Below are 20,125 nucleotides of genomic sequence, written 5' to 3'. Positions count from 1 at the left end.
ATTTGATCCAACCCATCCTCTGGATCAGCGCCAGACCCCCTTACCGCTCAACCGCCCACGATCATGCGGGGCATCAAACACCTGCAACGGCCCCTTGGGCACAATCCCCGTCGGATTGATGGTGCGGTGGCTGGCATAGTAATGCCCCTTGATGTGCGCAAAGTCCACCGTCTCGGCCACTCCCGGCCATTGATACATTTCCCGCAACCAGTTCGACAGATTCGGATAATCCGCAATCCGCCGCAGGTTGCATTTGAAGTGGCTGTAATACACCGCATCAAAGCGAATCAGCGTGGTGAACAGCCGCACATCGGCCTCGGTCAGGTACTCACCGGCCAGGTAGCGATGCTCGCCGAGGTGCTGTTCCAGGTGGTCAAGTTCGGCAAACAGATCATCGAACGCACGTTCATACGCCTGCTGCGAGGTGGCGAAACCTGCGCGGTACACACCGTTGTTCACGGCGGGGTAGATGCGCTCGTTCAACGCGTCGATGCTCGCGCGCAGGGCTTCGGGGTAGAAGTCCAGGGTGTTGCCGGTCAGCCCGTTGAACGCGCTGTTGAACATGCGGATGATCTCCGCCGATTCATTGCTGACGATGCGCTTGAGGTGTTTGTCCCACAGCACCGGCACCGTGACGCGCCCGGTGTAATCGGCCGTGTCGGCGGTGTAGCGCTGGTGCATGAACGCGAAGCCATCCAGCGAGTCGCCGCTGGAGCCGCGGGCCTTGTCGAAGGTCCAGCCGTTTTCCAGCATCAGCCAACTGACCACGGACACGTCGATCAGATCTTCCAGGCCTTTGAGTTTGCGCAGGATCAGTGTGCGATGGGCCCATGGGCAGGCGAGCGACACATACAGGTGGTAACGACCGGCTTCGGCCTTGAAGCCACCTTCGCCGCTGGGGCCGGGCTGGCCGTCAGCGGTCACCCAGTGGCGGCGTTGCGCCTGTTCTCGCTGGAAAGCGCCATCCGCGCTACTTTCGTACCACTGGTCGTGCCAGTGTCCTTCGATCAGCAAACCCATGACTGGCTCCTTGGCTAATAAGCGTTAGAGCCCAGTCTAAAGGGATGAGTTCGAACTAAAAGCGCAAAAACTGCGGCGCAATGATCGATTAAATCGATTTATCCCGCGCATCCCAGTAGTGCTGGGCCAGTTCGAACGCTTGCTCCCGCGGATGACCCAGACCGCGCAAGGCCAGGGCCATGGTGGCGATCAAGGCGAGTTGCGGGTAGCTGTCCTCGACATCGCCGCGCCACAGCGCTTTCAACTGCTCGGGCTCCAGGCTGGCCGGTTTGACATGGCGCTGGGCGGAGAGGGCGGGCCATTCTTCGTCCCAACTTTCGCCGCCGGTGGTGCCGTAGAGGTGGCTGATCGTGTCGGGGTTGATCTCGATCTCACCACCATCGCCCTTGACCACAATCACATTGTCGCCGAGTAGGCCGCTGGCATCGCGGTGTACACCCTGGTAACCGGGGTGGAAGATGCTTTGCAGGCCGCAGCGGGCGTTCAGTGGGTTGAGCAGGCGTGCCAGGGAGTGGATCGGCGAGCGCAGGCCCAGGGTGTTGCGCAGGTCGATCATGCGTTGCAGTTGCGGTGCCCAGTCGCCCAGTGGGATGAACGCCAGGTTGCCGTGCTCGAAAGCCGTCTCGACCTGCTGCCAATTGCGGCACAGCGGGATCTGCAGGCCTTCGAGCAATTGTTCGGTGTACAACCGGCCAGCGGTGTGGGCGCCGCCGCCGTGCATGAGGATGCGCACACCGTTCTGCGCCAGGCACTTGGCGGCCAGCAGGAACCACGGCAGGTGGCGCTTTTTGCCGGCGTAGGTCGGCCAGTCGACATCCACCTTCAGCGCCGGCGCGTGCAAGCGCTCGCGCACCGCTTCGGTGAAACCGGCGAGTTCTTCCGGGCTTTCCTCTTTGTGGCGCAGCAGCATGAGGAAGGCGCCGAGCTGGGTGTCTTCGACTTTTTCGTCAAGCAGCATGCCCATGGCTTCGCGGGCTTCTTCGCGGGTCAGGTTGCGCGCGCCGCGCTTGCCTTTGCCCAGGATGCGCACGAACGGCGCAAACGGGTGCTCGGCGGGGGTTTCGAGGGGCAGCGGGGCAAAGTCGGTCATAAGCAATTCGTCGGCCTGGGCAGGCCCGCCAGCTTGGCGGCGAGTTTGGCGGGAGTGCCGTTGAACAGTTTGTTGAGGTGCAGGCTGTTGCCCTTGTCCGCGCCCAGCTTCAAGGCGGTGTATTTGATCAGCGGGCGCGTGGCGGGGGACAGCTGGAATTCTTGATAGAACTGGCGCAGCAGCTCGAGGATTTCCCAGTGCGCCGGGGTCAACTCGAGGGCTTCGGCGGCGGCCAGGGCGTTGGCCACGTCGACCGACCACTCGTTCAGGTCGACGAGGTAGCCGTCCTTGTCCAGTTCGAGGGCGTGCGTGCCCACGGTCAGGGTGTTCATAGCCAGGTGTTGACCTTGTCGTAGTCGATCGACAGCTGCACGAAGCCTGGGTAATCCACGCAGTCGGCCCAGTCGGGCAGCGGCAGGTTGCGCGCCAGGCTGTCTTCGGCCAGCACAAACACCTTCACGCCCTTGAGTTGCAGGGCCGGGTGATGCAGCCCGTAGGCGCCGTCGCCACAGAGCAGGATCGCATCGTCGCTGCCGCAGATGCGCAGGCAGCTGTCGAGGCGGCTATCGGTAAACGGGGAGTGAGACACCACATGTAGAGTCGACATCAGAGGGTTATCACCTGGTCGTAACGGTCAATCAACTGGGAAATCTGTTCGTTGTTCAGCGGCTGTGCATTGACCGGGTGCGTCAGCCCGCGCGCGGCGAGGCTGTGCTCGCAGGCAAACACCTCGTCGATACCGAACAGCCCCAGCGCCTGCAGGTTGGCGCCGAGGTCTTTTTGCTGCACGGCCTTGGGGTCCTGGTGCGGTGCCAGTTGGAACACGCCGTCATCCAGAAACAGCAGGCCGATGGGCAGATCGAACGCGCCGCCGGCCAATACGATATCCAGCGCTTCCCGCGCGCTCGGCCCGGACCACGGTGCCTGGCGGCTGATCACCAGCAAGGATGTGGACATGTCACGGCCCTCCAAAACAGATCAAGCGGTCGGCGATCTGGCTCGCGTCGTGCAATTGCCCAAGGCCCGACAGCTCCCATGGCGCCTCCACGTTCACCGCGCTGCGTTGGTAGCGCGCGGCTTCTTCACTGTTGAGCACACCACGGCGCAGGGCTGCGGCGATGCAGACCACGGCGTCCAACTGATGTGCGCTGACAAACTCACGCCATTGGCGGGCGATGTCTTGCTCATCCTGTGGCGTAACGATGGTGTTGGAGGCGCTGTAGACGCCATCCTGATAAAAAAACAGCCGCACAATCTCATGCCCGCCGGCCAGCGCCGCCTGGGCGAACAGCAAGGCGCGACGCGAGGAGGGCGCATGGGCGGCGGAAAACACTGCTATCGCGAATTTCATGGAACACCCTGCAAGCAAACGTGGGTCAATGATAAGGCCGTCGTCGGGAAAAAGCCCGCCGTGATCAAAACGGTCACGGCCGCTGATCGTTCTGACGATTGCCCTGGGCGCTGAAGGCTGACTACGCTGTGGTCTGTCGAATCGGAAACGGAGTCTCCATGTCAGGTCCCTTGGCGTCCCTTAAAGTACTGGATTTTTCCACCTTGCTGCCCGGCCCGTTCGCTTCGCTGATGCTGGCGGACATGGGCGCCGAGGTGCTGCGCATCGAATCGCCCACGCGCATGGACCTGCTCCGCGTGCTGCCGCCCCATGATCAGGGGACCTCGGCGAGCCATGCTTACCTCAATCGCAATAAGCGCAGCCTCGCCCTGGATCTGAAGCAGGCCGAGGCGCTGGAGATTGTGCGCGAGCTGGTCAAGGGCTACGACATCGTGCTCGAACAGTTTCGCCCTGGGGTGATGGAACGCCTGGGCCTGGGGTATGCGGCGTTGAAGGCGATCAACCCGCGGCTGATTTATGTGTCGATCACCGGGTACGGTCAGACCGGCCCCTACAAGGATCGCGCCGGGCACGATATCAACTATCTGGCGTTGGCCGGAGTGGCCAGCCATACCGGGCGTCAGGACAGCGGGCCGCTGCCCTTGGGCGTGCAATTGGCAGATGTCGCCGGCGGCTCGCTGCACGCGGTGGTGGGCCTGCTCGCGGCGGTGATTGCGCGGCAACAGAGCGGCGTCGGTCAATACCTGGATGTGAGCATGACCGACTGCTCGTTCAGCTTGAATGCGATGGCCGGCGCTGGATATCTGGCCTGCGGCGTGGAGCCCGGCTGGGAGACCCATGTGCTCAATGGTGGCAGTTTCTACGATTATTACCGCTCCCGTGATGGGCGCTGGATGTCGGTCGGCAGTCTGGAGCCGGCGTTTATGCAGCAATTGTGCGCAACGTTGGGACGACCGGAGTTGGCGGCACAAGGCTTGTCGCCCAAGCCTGCGCAGCAAAAGGCGCTCAAGCAGGCGCTGCAGGTTGAGTTCGAGAAGCGCAGCTTCGAGGAGCTGTGCGAGTTGTTTGCCGGGGTGGATGCATGCGTGGAACCGGTGTTGAGTCTGAGCGAAGCGGTGGAGCATCCGCAGTTGAAGGCGCGGGAGTTGGTCGCCCAGGTGCCTCGGGCCGACGGCTCGACCCAGGCGCAGATGGCTTGCCCGCTGAAGTTTTCCGAGGGGCTGCCAGCTCCCCGGCATATTGGGGCCGCTGTGGGCGCACACAGTGATGAAGTGCTGATGGAGTTGGGCTTGAGCTCACAGCGCATCAGCGAGTTGCGTAGGGCCAAGGTGGTTGTGTAGGGACTGTGAGGGCCTCATCGGGGGCAAGCCCCCTCCCACAATTAGCTCTGTGAACAGGGTCAAAATGTGGGAGGGGGCTTGCCCCCGATGAGGCCCTCACACACACCGCATATTTCACTCGACGCGAGTTTCCCCGGTAAACACCAACGTCTGCCGACAGCGCCTGCACAGATAACGCCGCCCCTGCCTCACCAACCCATGGCGCTGTGACGAAAACGGGAAGTCGCTGTCGGCACATGGGCAGCGGTAGATATAGCGGGTCACCTGGCGGCGCTTGATCTCATAGGTGTGGCAACGGTCCGGCGGCAGTTCATACACGCCGCGCATGATCAGTTGCCATTCCTCGCCATGGGGCTGGATGCGTTCGCCAAACAATTGGTGGGCGATCAGGTGCGCCACTTCATGGGCCACGGTCTGTTTGAGGAAGTGTTGGCTGTTTTCTCGGTACAACTGTGGGTTGAAGCGCAGCAGGTTTTCGTGCAAATGCGCGACACCGGCTTTCTGGCCCCGCAACTTGAGGCTGACCTGGGGGCGTTTGAAGCTTCGTTTGAAAAAGGATTCGGCTAGCAGGAAACAATCTTCGACGCGGGTATTGAGTTGCTCGGGCATGCTGTACATCTCTCCAGAGATGCCCAGTATGCCGCAAAGGCGGGTGTTTCCGAATCGGTCAGGCGCCGAATGGTCATGCATGACGCACAAAGCCACCTTGCGGTGGCCTTGCCTGCTGGGTGAAACCGCTTAGTTGGTATAGATCGGGCCAACGCCCAGGCCCCAGACGATCACAGTAAACGCCATGATTGCCACCAGCACGACCAGGCCCACGGCCAACACCGAGCTGGAAAACAGGAAGCCTTCGTCCGGATCGATGCTCATGAACGTCGGTAACCCCACATACAGCAGGTACACCGTGTAACAGATCGCCGCCGTGCCGACGACCATCCCCAGCCACATGTGCGGGTAGAGCGCCGCCAGCCCGCCGATAAACAGCGGTGTGGCGGTGTAGGTGGCAAAGGCGATACAACGCGCCATGCTGGGGCTGGCGTCGTAGGTGCGCGCCATCCAGTGAATGAAGGCGCCCATGACCGCTACGCCGCCGAGCATCGCCACGTAAGACATGAGGGTCATCCACAAGGCGCTTTCCTGGGTCAGCATGACCGGGGAGCGGTTGCCGATGACCCAGCCGATCTGAGTGGTGCCGATATAGGCTGATACGGCGGGGATCGCCGCAAGGATCAAGGTGTGTGTGAGGTACATGTGGCCGACGCTTTCTTCTTTATCGCCACGAATTTCCCGCCATTCCTGGTCGGGATGGGTAAAAAGCCCCACGACGTGATGGATCATGCCAGTCACTCCTGTTGTTATTACCATCGCCCCCCATCGGAGCGCCCACGGGCCAGATGGCCTGAAAGGTCTGGATAGTTATGTGCGACCTCAAGTCGCAGTATAGGAAGTGATGACCGGAAAAACCGTAGGGCTTTAGAGCAAATTGCGCTGTAAACAGTGGGCTTAATCGCGGCGCGGTCTGTAGTTGGCAATGCAGTCATGTGTGGGAGGGGGCTTGCTCCCTCCCACATTGGAACTTGACCAACCTTACCGGTAAAATACCCGGCTTTTCGTCACACACCTCTAGCGGATCCAAGCGCCATGGGCACTCTTACGGTCAACCAGAACAAACTGCAAAAACGCCTGCGTCGCCTGGCCGGTGAAGCGGTCGCCGACTTCAACATGATTGAGGACGGCGATAAGGTCATGGTCTGCCTCTCCGGCGGCAAGGACAGCTACACCCTGCTCGACGTGCTGCTGCACCTGCAAAAGGTCGCGCCGATCAAGTTTGAGATCGTCGCCGTCAACATGGACCAGAAACAACCGGGCTTCCCCGAAGACGTGCTGCCGGCCTACCTCAAGGCATTGGGCATCGAGTACCACATCGTCGAAAAAGACACCTATTCGGTGGTCAAGGAGCTGATCCCGGAGGGCAAGACCACCTGCTCGCTGTGTTCGCGCCTGCGCCGTGGCACGCTCTACACGTTTGCCGATGAGATCGGTGCGACCAAGATGGCCCTGGGGCATCACCGCGACGATATCGTCGAGACGTTCTTCCTCAACATGTTCTTCAACGGCTCCCTCAAGGCCATGCCGCCCAAGCTGCGCGCCGATGATGGACGCAACGTGGTGATTCGCCCGCTGGCGTATTGCAACGAGAAGGACATCCAGGCTTACTCCGACTTCAAGCAATTCCCGATCATCCCGTGCAACCTGTGCGGTTCCCAGGAAAACCTGCAGCGCCAGGTGGTCAAGGAGATGCTCCAGGATTGGGAACGCAAGACCCCAGGGCGGACCGAGAGTATCTTTCGCAGCTTGCAGAACGTGATCCCGTCGCAGTTGGCCGACCGTAACCTGTTCGACTTCACCAGCCTGCGTATCGACGAGAACGCCGCTTCGCGCTTCGTCAACGTGGTGAACCTCTGACGTTTCTCAACGCTCTGAACGACGGCGCTCACAGGCGCCGTTTTGATTTCAATCCCCAGGAGAGGGCATGCGCGATTACAAGTGGCTGCACGAATATTGTCTGAACCGCTTCGGTTCGGCGGCCGAACTGGAAGCCCGTCTGCCTGTCCCCAAGACGCCGGCGCAATTGCGCCAGATCAGTGATGATCGTTACCTGTCGACCCTGGCGCTGCGGGTTTTTCGCGCCGGGCTCAAGCACAGCGTCGTGGATGCCAAATGGCCCGCGTTCGAGCAGGTGTTCTTTGGCTTCGACCCGGAAAAAGTCGTGCTGATGGGCGCCGAACACCTGGAGCGCTTGATGCAGGACACGCGCATCATCCGCCACTTGGGCAAGCTCAAGAGCGTGCCGCGTAACGCGCAGATGATCCTCGACATCGCCCATGAGAAGGGCAGTTTCGGCGCGTTTATCGCCGATTGGCCGGTGACCGACATCGTCGGGTTGTGGAAATACCTGAGCAAGCACGGCCATCAATTGGGCGGGCTGTCGGCGCCGCGCTTCCTGCGCATGGTGGGCAAGGATACCTTCGTGCCGAGCGATGACGTGGTCGCGGCACTGCATGCGCAGAAGATCGTCGACAAGGCCCCCACCAGCCTGCGCGACCTGGCGACGGTGCAGGGGGCGTTCAACCAGTGGCATGCCGAGAGTGGGCGGCCGATGTGTCAGTTGTCGATGATGCTGGCGTATACGGTCAATCATTGAGACCGAGGTGATGCCATCGCGGGCAAGCCCACTCCCACAGGAAACTGCATTTCAACTGTGGGCTTGTCCGCGATGATGGCGGGTCAGGCTGGCTGACCCTCGCCGGCCAAGCGCCGATCCAACTGGAACCGCCAGCGCACATACAGCAGCGCCGTACAGAACAGCGCCAGGCTCGCCAGCATTTCCAGCACACCGAACCACTGGCGGTTCGGGTCATAGGCCGCCAGCGCGCCCTTGATGAAATACAGGTTCACCACAAAGCACATCCACGAGTGTCCGCGCGCGCTGCCGATCAGCATACCCGGCGCCAGCACCAGCAGCGGCACCAACTCGATCAGCAGGATCACCCACGGGCGTGCGCCGTGCAGGTCGGCGATGAACAGGTAATACACGCAGAGCAGACCGACCAGGCCGAAAAACGCCAGCAGGCTCAGCGCGCGTGCGACTTTGACCCGCGGCTCCAGCCATGCCTGGGGTGGCAGGATTTTAGGTTTTTTGGCCACGGCCGTTCTCCAGCAGCACAGCGGTTTTCGCCAGGCGCAGGCCAAGGGCCTTGCACAGGGCGATTTCATGTTGATCCAGCAGGCGCTTGCCGTCTGGCCCGGCATGGTGGCTGGCGCCGTAAGGCGTGCCGCCACCCTGGGTGTCCAGCAGCGCTTGTTCGCTGTAAGGCAGGCCGGTGATCAGCATGCCGTGGTGCAGCAGCGGCAGCAGCATCGACATCAGCGTGGTTTCCTGGCCGCCGTGCAGGCTGGCGGTGGAGGTGAATACCCCGGCCGGTTTACCGACCAGGGCGCCGGTCAGCCAGAGGTTGCTGGTGCCGTCGATAAAGTATTTCAACGGCGCGGCCATATTGCCGAAGCGGGTCGGGCTGCCCAGGGCCAGGCCTGAACAGTGCTTCAAATCATCCAGGCTGGCGTACAGCGCGCCTTCGGCCGGAATGCTCGGCGCTACTGCCTCGCACTCGGTGGAGATCGCCGGCACGGTGCGCAGGCGCGCTTCCATCCCGCCTTGTTCGATACCTCGGGCAATGTGCCGGGCCATTTCGCTGACCGAGCCGTTGCGGCTGTAATACAACACCAGCACATACGGCGTACTCACGGCAGGAGCTCCAGCACGTTCTCCGGCGGCCGGCCGATGATGGCTTTGTCGGTGGTTTCGAGGATCGGACGTTCCATCAACTTAGGGTGCTCGGCGATGGCGGCGATCAACTGTGTTTCGCTGAGTGTCGCGTCAGCCAGGTTGAGGGTTTTGTATTCCTCTTCGCCGGTGCGCAGCAGTTGGCGTGCGCTGATCCCCAGTTTGGTCAGCAGGGCTTTCAATTGCGCGGCATTCAGCGGGGTTTCCAGGTAGCGCACCACCGTCGGGGCGAGGCCGCGAGCTTCCAGCAGTTCGAGCGCTCCGCGGGATTTCGAGCAGCGCGGGTTGTGATAAAGCGTCAGATCGGTCATGTGCGGGTCGCATCTTGCGTAAGGTGGCGGGTATTCTACCTGCGCTGCGCCCGGTCCTTAAACCGTAAGAGGCGATCAGCCGCAGCCAACGTTCATTTTTGCGAAGGATTACCCCATGACAAGGCGACTGATCGGTGCATTGGCGATCATCACAACCCTGCTGCTCAGCGGCTGCGGTAATGACTACGGCGTTGACCAATATGGCCAGAAAGTGGCGGCCGAGCGCTTGGACAAGCAATGGCTGGTGGTCAACTACTGGGCGGAATGGTGTGGCCCGTGTCGCACGGAAATTCCTGAGCTCAACGCCTTGTCGGAACAGTTGAAAGGGCAGAACGTCGGCGTGTTCGGGGTCAATTTCGACAATGTGCAGGGTGCAGAACTGAAGGACGCCAGCGACAAGCTGGGCATCAAGTTCACCGTGCTGGCACAGAACCCGGACGGGATCTTTGATATTCCACGCAGCGAAGCGTTGCCGGTGACTTACATCATCGATGACAAGGGCAAGGTGCGTGAGCAGTTGATGGGCGAGCAGACCGCGCAAGGCGTGCTGGACAAACTCAAGGCCCTGCGCGGTTGAAAATGTAGGAGGGGGCTTGCTCCCTCCCACAGTTAGATCCCATTGAGCCTGCGGGCGGCGGTATCAGCCTTCTTCCAGCCACAGGCGAATGGGCTTGCCTTCGGCAGGCCAGAAACGGGTCTGCTCGATCGGCGAGATGTCCCAGCGCTCAACGCCTTGCAGGGCCTGGAAGAAGCGGTGTTCCTGCTCCATCAGGGCGTCGCCGCAGAGTTTGCGGGTACTGCCGATCTTGCCGAAGCTGAGTTTGTCGCCCTCCACGGTGTACGGTGCAAACCAGTGGTTGCACCCGCCGTTGCCGTAGGCGCGACCATCGGCGCCCAGGGTGACGCTCAGGTGCGCGTAATCCATCAGCGGCCGCTCACCGATCCATTCCACCACGTAGCTATGATCCTGCTCGAGCTTTACCGCATCACCGGCGCAGCCCATCAGGCCGGCCCCGACGGCGGCCAGCAGAAGCAGGCCTTTCATTGCGCGGCCTTCTGGCATTTCGGGCAGCGGTGCTTGGCGCCTTCGCTGGCCCAGCCCAACTCGGCAATGCGCGCATTGGCGGCCGGTTGCAGCGGTTCCTTGGTCAGCTTGGTCTCCACCGCGAATTCAAACTCCAACACGGCCTCGCAGCTGTCGCAGTTGACGTTCCAGGTGTGAATCTCCAGCTCGCCGAACTTCGGCCCTTGGGCCATGGCGACCCACTGGCCCGCCGGGCGGATGGAGTAGCGCGCGTCGCCTTCGACGGTGAGGCGCATCGACAGGGTTTTACTGCCGCGCAAGGTGACGATCAGTACGTCGCCATGCTTGATCGAACCACTGTTGCCGGTGACCTGGTAACGGCCCGGCACCAGGGCGCGGCATTCGATCAGGGTGTGTTGCGGGCTCAGCAAGCTGAAGCGGAAATCGTGTTCGGCCATGGTTCCTCCAAATAGGCGCGGCATCCTAGCACGCGCGCCTGTGGATCATGCGCCTGGTATGTGACCGCTGATCATCCGTCGACACGATTCTGCGCACGGCCATCGGCCCAGGCCGCGATATTGGCCAGGGTGGTGTCGGCAATCGCCGCCAGGGCCTCGCGGGTGAGGAATGCCTGGTGCGCGGTGACGATCACGTTGGGGAACGTCAACAGGCGCGCGAGCACGTCGTCTTGCAGGGGCAGGTCGGAGCGGTCCTCGAAAAACAGCTGGGCTTCTTCTTCATACACATCCAGCCCCAGGTAGCCGAGCTGGCCGTCCTTGAGTGCTTCGATCAGCGCGGGGGTGTCCACCAGGCCACCGCGCCCGGTGTTGATCAGCATCGCGCCGGTTTGCATCTGCGCCAGGGAGCGCGCATTGATCAGGTGCTTGCTGTCGGCGGTGAGCGGGCAGTGCAGGCTGATGATCTGCGCCTCGGCCAGCAGTTCGGGCAGGCTCACATAGCGAGCGCCGAGGGCCTGGACCAGCGGGTTGGGAAACGGGTCGTAGGCCAGCAGGTGGCAGCCGAAGCCGGCCATGATCTTGGCGAAGGTGGCGCCGATCTGCCCGGTGCCGACCACACCGACGGTCTTGCCGACGAGGTCGAAGCCGGTCAGGCCGTGCAGGCTGAAGTCGCCCTCGCGGGTGCGGTTGTAGGCACGATGCAGGCGCCGGTTCAGGGCGAGAATCAGCGCCACGGCGTGTTCGGCGATGGCATGCGGCGAATAGGCGGGCACCCGCACGATGGTCAGGCCCAGGCGCTTGGCGGCGGCGAGGTCGACATGGTTGTAACCGGCCGAGCGCAGCGCGATCAAGCGAGTGCCGCCCTTGGCCAGGTGCTCGAGCACGGGCGCGCTGAGGTCATCGTTGATAAACGCGCAGACCGCTTCGTGGTGTTCGGCCAGGGCCACGGTGTCGAGGGTGAGCCGGGCGGGCTGGAATTGCAGTTCCAGGCCGGGCGGTAGCGGCACGCCGAGAAAACTGTCGCGGTCGTAGGTCTGGCTGCTGAAAAGAATGACGCGCATTAAAATGCTCCCTGCAATCTACGTTTTGGTAACGCGAACCCTGTGGGAGCGAGCAAGCCCGGCTCCCACACAAGCTCGCCTCCATAAAAAGTGTCAGGCGCTGACCCGCGCTTCACTGGCCAACCGGGCAATGGCCATGTCCAGCTCGTCCAGCGCGGCCATGGCCTTGGCGTCGTCCTGCTTGAGCAGGGTTTCGGCGCGTTGGCAGGCGGCGCGCAGTTGCGGCACGCCGCAGTAACGGGTGGCGCCGTGCAGGCGATGGACGCGTTCGATCAAGGCGTGGTTGTCATTGGCTTCGCGGGCGAGGGTAATCGCCAGGCGGTCGGCTTCCAGGGAGGCGAGCAACATTGCGAGCATGTCCGCCGCCAGGTCAGCCTTGCCCGCGGCCAGCCGCAGGCCTTCCTCGTGGTCCAGCACGAGCAATCGCACGCCTGGGCCGAGGCCTTCGGTCGGGCGCTCCGGCCCTTGGTTGCGCAGGGCCAGGCCGGTCCACTTCAACACTACCTGGGCCAATTGCCGCTCGCTGATGGGTTTGGTCAGGTAGTCGTCCATGCCGCTTTGCAGCAGCGCACGCTTTTCATTGGCCATGGCGTGGGCGGTGAGGGCCACCACCGGCAGCGGCGTGCCGTGGCGCTCGCTTTCCCACTGGCGAATCGCCTCGGTACTTTTACGGCCGTCAATGCCAGGCATCTGCACGTCCATCAGCACCAGGTCGAAGGTCTCCTGCTTGACTGCCTCGATGGCCGCGTAACCACTTTCCACCGCCTGCACCTTGGCGCCCATGTCTTCCAGCAGGGTTTGCACCAGTAACAGGTTGGCCGGGTTGTCATCCACACAGAGCACGCGGGGTGCGCGGCTGGAGAGTGGCTCGCCCGGCTCGCAGCGAGAGGGGCGCGGGCTGATCAGGTCGGCCAGGGCGCGGCGCAGCTTGCGCGTACACGCGGGCTTGGCCTGCAACTGACTGTTGGGGTTGGGCACCGACTGGTTGAACAGCATTTGCTCGGTGGTCGGGCACAGCACCAGTACCTTGCAGCCCAGGTGTTCGAGGTCCCACAGATGCTGGTTGAGGCGCTCGGGCGGGATGTCATTGGCGGTGACGCCGAGTACCGCCAAGTCGATCGCCTGTTCGGTCTGGTGTGCGCTGGTGATGCCGTTGGTCAGGCTTTCCAGGGTATTGAACGGCGTGACTTCCAGGCCGCAGTCTTCGAGTTGGTGCTGCAAGGCCTGGCGCGCCAGTTCGTGGTTTTCCAGCACGGCCACGCGGCGGCCGAGCAGCGGCGCAGAGGGCAGGTCTTCGACGTCGTCGCGGGTCTTGGGCAGGTTCAGGCTGATCCAGAACTCCGAGCCTTCGCCCGGTGTGCTGTCGACGCCGATTTCGCCGCCCATCTGTTCGATCAAGCGCTTGGAAATCACCAGGCCCAGGCCGGTGCCGCCCGGTTGGCGCGACAGCGAATTGTCGGCCTGGCTGAACGCCTGGAACAGCGTGCGCACGTCCTGGTTGGACAGGCCGATGCCGGTGTCCTGCACACTGATGCGCAGTTGCACGCTGTCTTCCTGTTCATCCTCGATCATCGCGCGGGCCACGATGGTGCCTTCGCGGGTGAACTTGATCGCATTGCTGATCAGGTTGGTCAGGATCTGCTTGAGGCGCAGCGGGTCACCCACCAATGCCAGCGGTGTGTCGCGGTACACCAGGCTCACCAGTTCCAGCTGTTTGGCATGGGCGGCGGGGGCGAGGATGGTCAGGGTGTCTTGCAGCAAGTCCCGCAGGTTGAAGGGCACGCTGTCGAGTACCAGCTTGCCGGCTTCGATCTTCGAGAAATCGAGGATCTCGTTGATGATGCCCAGCAGGTTATCGGCGGACTTTTCGATGGTGCCCAGGTAATCCAACTGGCGCGGCGTCAGCTCGCTTTTTTGCAGCAGGTGGGTGAAACCGAGTATGCCGTTGAGCGGCGTGCGGATTTCGTGGCTCATATTGGCCAGGAACTCCGACTTGATGCGGCTGGCCTCCAGGGCTTCCTTGCGCGCCAGGTCCAGCTCGATGTTCTGGATTTCGATGGTTTCCAGGTTCTGGCGCACGTCTTCGGTGGCCTGGTCGATGCTGTGCTGCAGTTCTTCCCGGGCGTTCTGCAGGGTCTCGGCCATGCGGTTGATGCCCGAGGCGAGTTGATCCAGTTCCTGGCTGCCCAGCGCAGGCAAGCGGGTTTCCAGGTTGCCGTCTTTGAGTTGGGCCACGGCTTGCTTGATCTGGCCGAGCGGCGAATTGATGGTGCGGCTGATACGCAGGGCCAGGGCCGCCGTGCAGATCAGGCCGATGGCAATCAACAGCAGGCTGGCGAACAGGCTGCGGTAACCGCGCAGCAACATGCCATTGTGGGACAGTTCCACCTCGACCCAACCGAACAGGCGGTCGGCTTCATCGGGGATCAGCTCGCCGGCAAGGTTGCGATGGTGCCCAAACACCGGCAGCAGGTAGCGGGTGGCGTCGTTGCCGGTGCGCTGTAGCAGGTGAGAGCTGTTACCCGCCGGCGGCGGGTTGAGCATGGTCGGGCCGGCGTGGGCCATGGACGAGCGGTCCGGTGCGAGGAAAGAAACGGCGCGCACGTCCGGTTGTTCCAGAGATTGGGTGGCGATGCGTTCCAGCAGGTCGGTGTTCTTGCTGCTCAGGGCGGGAGCCGCCAACGGGGCCAACTGCTCGGCGATCATTTCGCCGCGTTGCAGCAACTGAGACTGCAACTCCGAGAGCTGCATCCAGGTGAAATAGCCGCCCAACAACAAGGCCATCAGGCTGGTCGGTAATAAGGTCAGCAATAGTACGCGGCCTTTTATCCCCATTCTTGTAAGCACGCCACTCTCCTGCAACCACGTTGTCATCAATCGTCCGTGCAGGCATCCGGCCCGCGTTACCCGCGCAGTGTAGCCATTTGCGCGGTCTGGAATCTTGCAAATTAATCACGGATGGCAATCTTCGAGCCATTTGGCGCGACGTGGCGATTGCCTGGCGGGGGGGAATCTTGAATAATCAGTGATTGAGAATGACTTGCAGACGCTAATGAATCCCGCAACAGTTGGCCTACCCAGTATCCTGACCATCGAAGATGACCCCGTGCTGGGCGCCTATGTCCATGAGCATCTGGGGCGCTGTGGTTTTCAGGTCACGTGGTGCCAGAACGGTCAGCAAGGCCTGGAAATGGCCCGCGAGCAAGCCTTCGACGTGGTGTTGATGGACATTCTGCTGCCTGGGCTGGATGGGCTGGAGATCCTCACGCACCTGCGCCAGAGCCATTCGGTGCCGGTGATCCTGATGTCGGCCCTGGGCGCCGAAGCCGATCGCGTGAACGGCTTTCGCCTGGGCGCGGACGATTACCTGCCCAAACCGTTCAGCATGATCGAGTTGCGGGTGCGTATCGAAGCCATCCTGCGCCGGGTGGCCCTGGATCGCCGCCCGCTGGCGAGTTTGCCGACCGTGCGCGACGACGTCCGTAGCCTGCGCTTTGACGATGAACTGTCCGACGTCTTCTACCAGCAACACTGGGCCGGCTTGACCCGCAGCGAATACCGCCTGCTGCACACCTTGCACAGCAGCGGCGAGGAAGTGCTGAGCAAGGCCTTCCTTTATCAGCATGTGCTGCAGCGTGGTTATGCGCCCCATGACCGCAGCCTCGACATGCATATCAGCCAGATTCGCCGCAAACTCAAAGTTATCGGCTACAGCGAGCGCGAAGTGCGCACGGTGTGGGGCAAGGGCTATGTGTTGAGTGGTCACGATGACAGCCTTTGAGGGGCGCTTGAAACGGCTGCCGGGTAAACACTCGTTATTCTGGAAACTGGCCTGCCTGCTGATTGCCTTCTGTTTGTTGATGATCTGGCTCAGTTGGTCCTGGGGTCGGTACATGGAGCAGCAGAACGCCTATCTGTCCGAAACCTCTCGCGAGATTCTCAGCGCTTATGCGGCGGGAGCAGAGTTGGCCTGGAGTACCCAGGGCAGTGCCGGCGTGGACGCCTGGCTGCAACTGATGGCGGCGCGTGAAAGCACCTGGATCGGCGTGATCGGCAACGATCTGCAATCCCTTGGCAGCATGCCGTTGACCGACAAGGAAAGCCAGCGCCTGACCTTCCTGCGTGGCCTGGACTGGCCGGTCAGCCGCCACGTCAAAGGCCTGCCATGGTTGAAAATCCCGTTTCCCCTGGACCCCAGCGTCGGCTCGCTGGTGATCGAGTTGCCCCAGCGCTTTATGCCGGGACGTTACCAACTGTTTTGGCGGGTGGTGACCAATGGCGTGATTCCCGGTCTGTTTACCCTGTTGTTGTGCATCGGCCTCTATCGGCTGTTGATCGTGCCGCTGAACCAGCTGCGCGAGCAGGCCAATGCCTGGCGTGCCGATCAATTGAACACACGGCTGTCCTACGCAGCCACCAGTCGTCAGGATGAATTGGGCGAGCTGGGTCGGGCCTTTGACCATATGTCCGAACGTTTGCAGGGCACCGTGGTGTTGCAGCAACAGTTGTTGCGGGACATGTCCCATGAACTGCGCACCCCCCTGAGCCGGTTGCGCGTGGCCTGTGACAGCGAGCAGGATCTGGCGCAACTGCGTGAACGGTTGGGGCGAGAGATCGACGCGATGCAGCGCCTGGTCGAGGACAGCCTTCAATTGGCCTGGCTGGATACCGAGCGGACGCCGCTGCCTGTCGAAGATATTCAGGTTCAGGCGCTGTGGGACATGCTCAAGGAAAACGCCTGTTTCGAAAGCGATTGGCCAGCCTCGCGGCTGCCATGCCTGCTGGGGCCGGACTGTTGGGTACGCGGTAATCTGAACGCTTTGGCCCAGGCCTTGGAAAATATCCTGCGCAACGCCATACGGCATTCACCGGTGGACGGTGTCGTCAGCCTGGATGGGCGCCGTGACGGCGAATACTGGCACCTATGGCTGGAGGATCAGGGCGGGGGCATTGATGAGCGCGACCTGGAACGGATCTTCGCGCCGTTTACCCGCTTGGATGGCTCACGACCTGGCGACGGTGGCTTCGGGTTGGGGTTGAGCATCGCGCGCAATGCGGTGCAGCGTCAGGACGGTTGCCTGTGGGCGGAAAATACCGGCCAAGGCTTGCGTGTGCATCTGCGTATGCTGGCCACCTAGGGCTCAAGCGCGACGCTGTTTGCGTTTTTTCCATTGGTGCGCGACCCACCAGCGCCAGTAACCCATGGTCAGGCAATAAGCCAGCGTGCCCAACACCGCACCCAGTACCACCGAGCCGAGCAGGAACGGCTGCCACAGCGTGCTCAACTGCCCGCTGATCCACTCCCAGGACAGGTCGTGAGGCAGGCTGCGCGGTGGCACATTCATCAGCCAGGCGCCAGTCATGTAGGTACACAGAAATACCACCGGCATGGTGATCGGGTTGGTCAGCCACACCAGGCTGATGGCAATCGGCATATTGCCACGCACGGTGATTGCCAGCGCTGCCGCCAATAGCATCTGCAAGGGGATCGGGATAAAGGCCGCGAACAGGCCCACCGCCATGGCGCGTGCCACCGAGTGCCGATTCAAGTGCCAGAGGTTCGGGTCATGCAACAAGGTGCCAAGAAACTGTAATGACTTGTGTTCCCTGATACTCGTGGGGTCGGGCATGTACCGTTTGAATAAGCGCCGGGGCATAAGGGGTCCAGGTCAGATCGAGGGGCAAGTATGCCCGCATTCTATAAACAGAAAATTCAGACTTTGTGACAAAACATCATAGGCGGTGCCCGGGCGGCGGCTAAGACTGAGTGGATCACTTCAAAGGAATGATCCATGAGGACAGGGATGTTCGCGCTTGCACTCGGGCTGCTTGCGCTGCGATTTCTACCCGCACTGCCGCCTACCGGGGCGCTGTTGGCCCTGGTGCTGGTGGCGTTGATGCTGCTGCCGTTTCGTACCTACCCGCTGGCGTTTTTCCTATTCGGCTTGAGCTGGGCGTGCATGAGCGCGCAGTGGGCGCTGGATGATCGCTTGCGTCCGGCGCTCGACGGCCAGACACGTTGGCTGGAGGGGCGCGTGACCGGGTTGCCGCAGCAGACCGACAGCGGCGTGCGTTTCGAGCTAACCGACAGCCGGTCGCGCAAAGCCCGGCTGCCCACGCGGATTCGGCTGTCCTGGCACGGTGGGCCACCGGTACGCAGCGGTGAACGCTGGCGCCTCGCGGTGACGCTTAAACGTCCGTCGGGCCTGCTCAACTTCCATGGCGTCGACCATGAAGCTTGGCTGCTCGCCCAGCGTATTGGCGCCACCGGCTCGGTGAAGGACGGTGAACGTCTGGCGCCGGCCCGCAATGCTTGGCGCGACGGGGTCCGTCAGCGCTTGATGGCGGTGGATGCCCAAGGGCGCGAGGCCGGACTGGCGGCCCTGGTGCTGGGGGACGGATCGGGACTGGCGGCCGAGGACTGGCGTGTCTTGCAGGACACCGGCACGGTGCATTTGCTGGTCATTTCCGGCCAGCACATCGGCCTGTTGGCGGGGTTGATCTACGCGCTCGTCGCCGCTCTGGCGCGCTACGGCTGCTGGCCGCGGACCTGGCCGTGGCTGCCGTGGGCGTGTGGCCTGGCGTTTACCGCAGCGCTGGGGTACGGCCTGCTGGCGGGATTCGGCGTGCCGGTGCAGCGCGCCTGTGTGATGGTGGGGCTGGTGTTGCTGTGGCGTTTGCGTTTCCGTCATTTGGGCATCTGGTGGCCACTGTTGCTGGCGTTTAATGGCGTGCTGATCCTTGAACCCTTGGCCAGCTTGCAGCCGGGGTTCTGGTTGTCCTTTGCGGCGGTGGCGGTGCTGGCGCTGACTTTCGGCGGGCGATTGGGGCGGTGGAGCGTCTGGCAGGCATGGACCCGTCCGCAATGGTTGATTGCCATCGGTCTTTTTCCGGTGTTGCTGGTGCTCGGTTTGCCCATCAGTCTCAGCGCGCCGCTCGCCAATCTATTTGCGGTGCCGTGGATCAGCCTGGTGGTGTTGCCCCTGGCCTTACTTGGGACTGCACTGCTGACGCTGCCGTTTGTGGGCGAGGGCTTGTTGTGGCTGGCGGGTGGGGCGCTGGGCGGCCTGTTCAAGGCCCTGGCGCTACTGGCGGCGCAATTACCTGCGTGGATACCGGCCGAGGTGCCCGTGGGGTATTGGCTGGTAAGCCTGGTCGGTGCGGTGTTGCTGCTGCTGCCCAAGGGCGTGCCGTTTCGGCTGCTGGGCTGGCCGATGCTGTTGTTGGCAGTGTTCCCGCCGCGCGAGCCGGTGCCCCACGGGCAGGTGGACGTGTTGCAGTTGGATGTCGGGCAAGGGCAGGCATTGATCCTGCGCACCCGCCATCACACCTTGCTCTACGATGCCGGCCCGCGCTCCGGGGCGGTTGATCTCGGCGCGCGGGTGGTGTTGCCGTCGCTGAAGAAGCTCGGGATAGACGCTTTGGACATGATGTTATTGAGCCATGCCGATGCCGATCATGCCGGCGGTGCGGCCGCTGTCGCCAGCGGGCTGCCGATCAAACGGGTCGTCGGTGGCGAAACCGAAGGGTTGCCGGCGTTTCTTCACACTCAGCCTTGTATCAGCGGTGAGCAGTGGGTGTGGGATGGTGTGTCATTTGAACTTTGGCAATGGCCCGACGCCATTAGCCGCAACCCGAAGTCCTGTGTATTGCAGGTGCAGGCCAATGGCGAACGCCTGCTGCTCACTGGCGATATCGATCGCGCCGCAGAGAAGGCGTTTCTGGCCTCGGCCCTGGCGGTGCCGACCGATTGGCTGCAAGCACCTCACCACGGTAGCCGCAGCTCTTCATCCGCTCCCTTTCTGCAGCGGCTGGCGCCGAAGTCGGTGCTGATTTCCCGAGGGCGTGGCAATGCGTTCGGCCATCCTCACCCGCAGGTGGTGGAACGCTATCAAGCATTGGGTAGTCAGGTGTATGACAGCGCCGAACAGGGCGCGGTGCGTTTGCGATTAGGGGCCTTCGCACCACCGATTGTTGCGCGCAGTCAACGCCGCTTCTGGCGAGAAGCGTTACCGTAACCGGGCGTTACCAATGACCGAAGCCTGCGATAGGCGGGTCGTGGGTCGACGAGCCCCGCTGCCTGACCTATATGGTAAAGTGGCGCACTTTTTCGAGGGGACAT

General features: G+C 62.4%; 23 protein-coding genes. 7 read left to right on the top strand and 16 right to left on the bottom strand.

Annotated features, from left to right (window positions below; translation table 11 throughout):
• Positions 1–24 precede the first annotated feature (24 nt).
• The 6 genes from J2Y83_RS16435 to tusD all read right to left on the bottom strand — a co-directional run bounded on the left by J2Y83_RS16435 (position 25) and on the right by tusD (position 3,461).
• On the bottom strand, positions 25–1,020 hold the full coding sequence (locus J2Y83_RS16435) for a glutathione S-transferase family protein (RefSeq protein ID WP_253396740.1): 996 nt from the start codon (positions 1,018–1,020) through the stop codon (positions 25–27).
• A gap of 88 nt (positions 1,021–1,108) precedes the next feature.
• Positions 1,109–2,110: a glycosyl transferase family protein gene (locus J2Y83_RS16430; protein ID WP_253396738.1), complete on the bottom strand. Its 1,002-nt coding sequence runs from the start codon at positions 2,108–2,110 to the stop codon at positions 1,109–1,111.
• Complete coding sequence (locus tag J2Y83_RS16425; RefSeq protein WP_247404614.1) at positions 2,107–2,442, bottom strand: TusE/DsrC/DsvC family sulfur relay protein; 336 nt, start codon at positions 2,440–2,442, stop codon at positions 2,107–2,109. The genes J2Y83_RS16430 and J2Y83_RS16425 overlap by 4 nt, the downstream gene beginning before the upstream one ends.
• Complete coding sequence (gene tusB, locus J2Y83_RS16420) at positions 2,439–2,717, bottom strand: sulfurtransferase complex subunit TusB (protein WP_253396735.1); 279 nt, start codon at positions 2,715–2,717, stop codon at positions 2,439–2,441. The genes J2Y83_RS16425 and tusB overlap by 4 nt, the downstream gene beginning before the upstream one ends.
• Positions 2,717–3,067, bottom strand: a complete 351-nt coding sequence (gene tusC / locus J2Y83_RS16415; RefSeq protein WP_253396733.1) for a sulfurtransferase complex subunit TusC — start codon at positions 3,065–3,067, stop codon at positions 2,717–2,719. The genes tusB and tusC overlap by 1 nt, the downstream gene beginning before the upstream one ends.
• A 1-nt stretch (position 3,068) precedes the next feature.
• Positions 3,069–3,461, bottom strand: a complete 393-nt coding sequence (gene tusD, locus J2Y83_RS16410) for a sulfurtransferase complex subunit TusD (RefSeq protein WP_253396731.1) — start codon at positions 3,459–3,461, stop codon at positions 3,069–3,071.
• A 158-nt stretch (positions 3,462–3,619) separates the two neighbouring features.
• Between tusD and J2Y83_RS16405 the strand changes: the two genes are divergently transcribed.
• Positions 3,620–4,801 carry a CaiB/BaiF CoA transferase family protein gene (locus J2Y83_RS16405; protein WP_253396729.1) on the top strand — a complete coding sequence of 394 codons (1,182 nt, stop codon included), beginning with the start codon at positions 3,620–3,622 and terminating at the stop codon, positions 4,799–4,801.
• A gap of 114 nt (positions 4,802–4,915) precedes the next feature.
• Here J2Y83_RS16405 and J2Y83_RS16400 read toward each other — a convergent pair whose 3' ends face one another.
• Together J2Y83_RS16400 and J2Y83_RS16395 are read right to left on the bottom strand one after the other, a co-directional pair.
• Positions 4,916–5,410 carry a SprT family zinc-dependent metalloprotease gene (locus tag J2Y83_RS16400; RefSeq protein WP_026140162.1) on the bottom strand — a complete coding sequence of 165 codons (495 nt, stop codon included), beginning with the start codon at positions 5,408–5,410 and terminating at the stop codon, positions 4,916–4,918.
• A gap of 129 nt (positions 5,411–5,539) precedes the next feature.
• On the bottom strand, positions 5,540–6,142 hold the full coding sequence (locus J2Y83_RS16395) for a Yip1 family protein (protein ID WP_247405141.1): 603 nt from the start codon (positions 6,140–6,142) through the stop codon (positions 5,540–5,542).
• A 303-nt stretch (positions 6,143–6,445) separates the two neighbouring features.
• On the opposite strand from J2Y83_RS16395, the gene ttcA reads away from it, so the two are divergent.
• Together ttcA and J2Y83_RS16385 are read left to right on the top strand one after the other, a co-directional pair.
• Positions 6,446–7,270 carry a tRNA 2-thiocytidine(32) synthetase TtcA gene (gene ttcA / locus J2Y83_RS16390; RefSeq protein WP_253396727.1) on the top strand — a complete coding sequence of 275 codons (825 nt, stop codon included), beginning with the start codon at positions 6,446–6,448 and terminating at the stop codon, positions 7,268–7,270.
• Positions 7,271–7,337: 67 nt separating this feature from the next.
• Positions 7,338–8,009 (top strand): DNA-3-methyladenine glycosylase I, encoded by a 672-nt coding sequence (locus J2Y83_RS16385; RefSeq protein ID WP_253396725.1) that lies wholly within the window; start codon positions 7,338–7,340, stop codon positions 8,007–8,009.
• Between the two features lie 83 nt (positions 8,010–8,092).
• Here J2Y83_RS16385 and J2Y83_RS16380 read toward each other — a convergent pair whose 3' ends face one another.
• From J2Y83_RS16380 to arsC, 3 genes are read right to left on the bottom strand one after another with little or no spacing between them, the layout of a single operon-like run.
• On the bottom strand, positions 8,093–8,512 hold the full coding sequence (locus J2Y83_RS16380; protein ID WP_253396723.1) for a DUF2069 domain-containing protein: 420 nt from the start codon (positions 8,510–8,512) through the stop codon (positions 8,093–8,095).
• Positions 8,496–9,110 carry an NAD(P)H:quinone oxidoreductase gene (gene wrbA, locus J2Y83_RS16375; protein WP_253396721.1) on the bottom strand — a complete coding sequence of 205 codons (615 nt, stop codon included), beginning with the start codon at positions 9,108–9,110 and terminating at the stop codon, positions 8,496–8,498. The genes J2Y83_RS16380 and wrbA overlap by 17 nt, the downstream gene beginning before the upstream one ends.
• Positions 9,107–9,460 (bottom strand): arsenate reductase (glutaredoxin), encoded by a 354-nt coding sequence (gene arsC, locus J2Y83_RS16370; RefSeq protein ID WP_253396720.1) that lies wholly within the window; start codon positions 9,458–9,460, stop codon positions 9,107–9,109. Before arsC ends, wrbA begins: the two co-directional genes overlap by 4 nt.
• A 115-nt stretch (positions 9,461–9,575) precedes the next feature.
• Here arsC and J2Y83_RS16365 point away from each other — a divergent pair, with 115 nt between their 5' ends.
• On the top strand, positions 9,576–10,037 hold the full coding sequence (locus J2Y83_RS16365) for a TlpA disulfide reductase family protein (RefSeq protein ID WP_253396718.1): 462 nt from the start codon (positions 9,576–9,578) through the stop codon (positions 10,035–10,037).
• A 63-nt stretch (positions 10,038–10,100) separates the two neighbouring features.
• On the opposite strand, the gene J2Y83_RS16360 is transcribed toward J2Y83_RS16365, so the two are convergent.
• The 4 genes from J2Y83_RS16360 to J2Y83_RS16345 form a co-directional block, all read right to left on the bottom strand.
• Positions 10,101–10,505 (bottom strand): META domain-containing protein, encoded by a 405-nt coding sequence (locus J2Y83_RS16360; protein ID WP_253396716.1) that lies wholly within the window; start codon positions 10,503–10,505, stop codon positions 10,101–10,103.
• The gene (locus J2Y83_RS16355; RefSeq protein ID WP_253396714.1) at positions 10,502–10,942 is read right to left on the bottom strand and encodes a hypothetical protein; all 441 of its coding nucleotides are present in this window, start codon (positions 10,940–10,942) and stop codon (positions 10,502–10,504) included. The genes J2Y83_RS16360 and J2Y83_RS16355 overlap by 4 nt, the downstream gene beginning before the upstream one ends.
• 71 nt (positions 10,943–11,013) lie before the next feature.
• Entirely contained in the window at positions 11,014–12,003 is a 990-nt protein-coding gene (locus J2Y83_RS16350; RefSeq protein WP_253396712.1) for a 2-hydroxyacid dehydrogenase, read from the bottom strand.
• A gap of 93 nt (positions 12,004–12,096) precedes the next feature.
• A complete protein-coding gene (locus J2Y83_RS16345) occupies positions 12,097–14,850 on the bottom strand; it encodes a response regulator (RefSeq protein WP_253396710.1) in 2,754 nt (917 codons plus the stop codon).
• 205 nt (positions 14,851–15,055) lie between these two features.
• Between J2Y83_RS16345 and J2Y83_RS16340 the strand changes: the two genes are divergently transcribed.
• The gene (locus J2Y83_RS16340; RefSeq protein ID WP_253396708.1) at positions 15,056–15,784 is read left to right on the top strand and encodes a response regulator transcription factor; all 729 of its coding nucleotides are present in this window, start codon (positions 15,056–15,058) and stop codon (positions 15,782–15,784) included.
• The gene (locus tag J2Y83_RS16335; RefSeq protein WP_253396706.1) at positions 15,771–17,141 is read left to right on the top strand and encodes a sensor histidine kinase; all 1,371 of its coding nucleotides are present in this window, start codon (positions 15,771–15,773) and stop codon (positions 17,139–17,141) included. The genes J2Y83_RS16340 and J2Y83_RS16335 overlap by 14 nt, the downstream gene beginning before the upstream one ends.
• Before the next feature lie 3 nt (positions 17,142–17,144).
• Here the strand turns inward: J2Y83_RS16335 and J2Y83_RS16330 are convergent, their stop codons facing one another.
• Positions 17,145–17,660: a DUF2062 domain-containing protein gene (locus J2Y83_RS16330; protein ID WP_253396704.1), complete on the bottom strand. Its 516-nt coding sequence runs from the start codon at positions 17,658–17,660 to the stop codon at positions 17,145–17,147.
• Positions 17,661–17,795: 135 nt separating this feature from the next.
• Between J2Y83_RS16330 and J2Y83_RS16325 the strand changes: the two genes are divergently transcribed.
• A complete protein-coding gene (locus J2Y83_RS16325; RefSeq protein WP_253396702.1) occupies positions 17,796–20,021 on the top strand; it encodes a DNA internalization-related competence protein ComEC/Rec2 in 2,226 nt (741 codons plus the stop codon).
• Positions 20,022–20,125 lie beyond the last annotated feature (104 nt).

It is taken from the genome of Pseudomonas marginalis, assembly GCF_024169655.1.
Taxonomy (GTDB): domain Bacteria; phylum Pseudomonadota; class Gammaproteobacteria; order Pseudomonadales; family Pseudomonadaceae; genus Aquipseudomonas; species Aquipseudomonas paraveronii.
The sequence above is the reverse complement of the archived record's forward strand: the minus strand, read 5'-3'. Positions and strand labels throughout refer to the sequence as shown.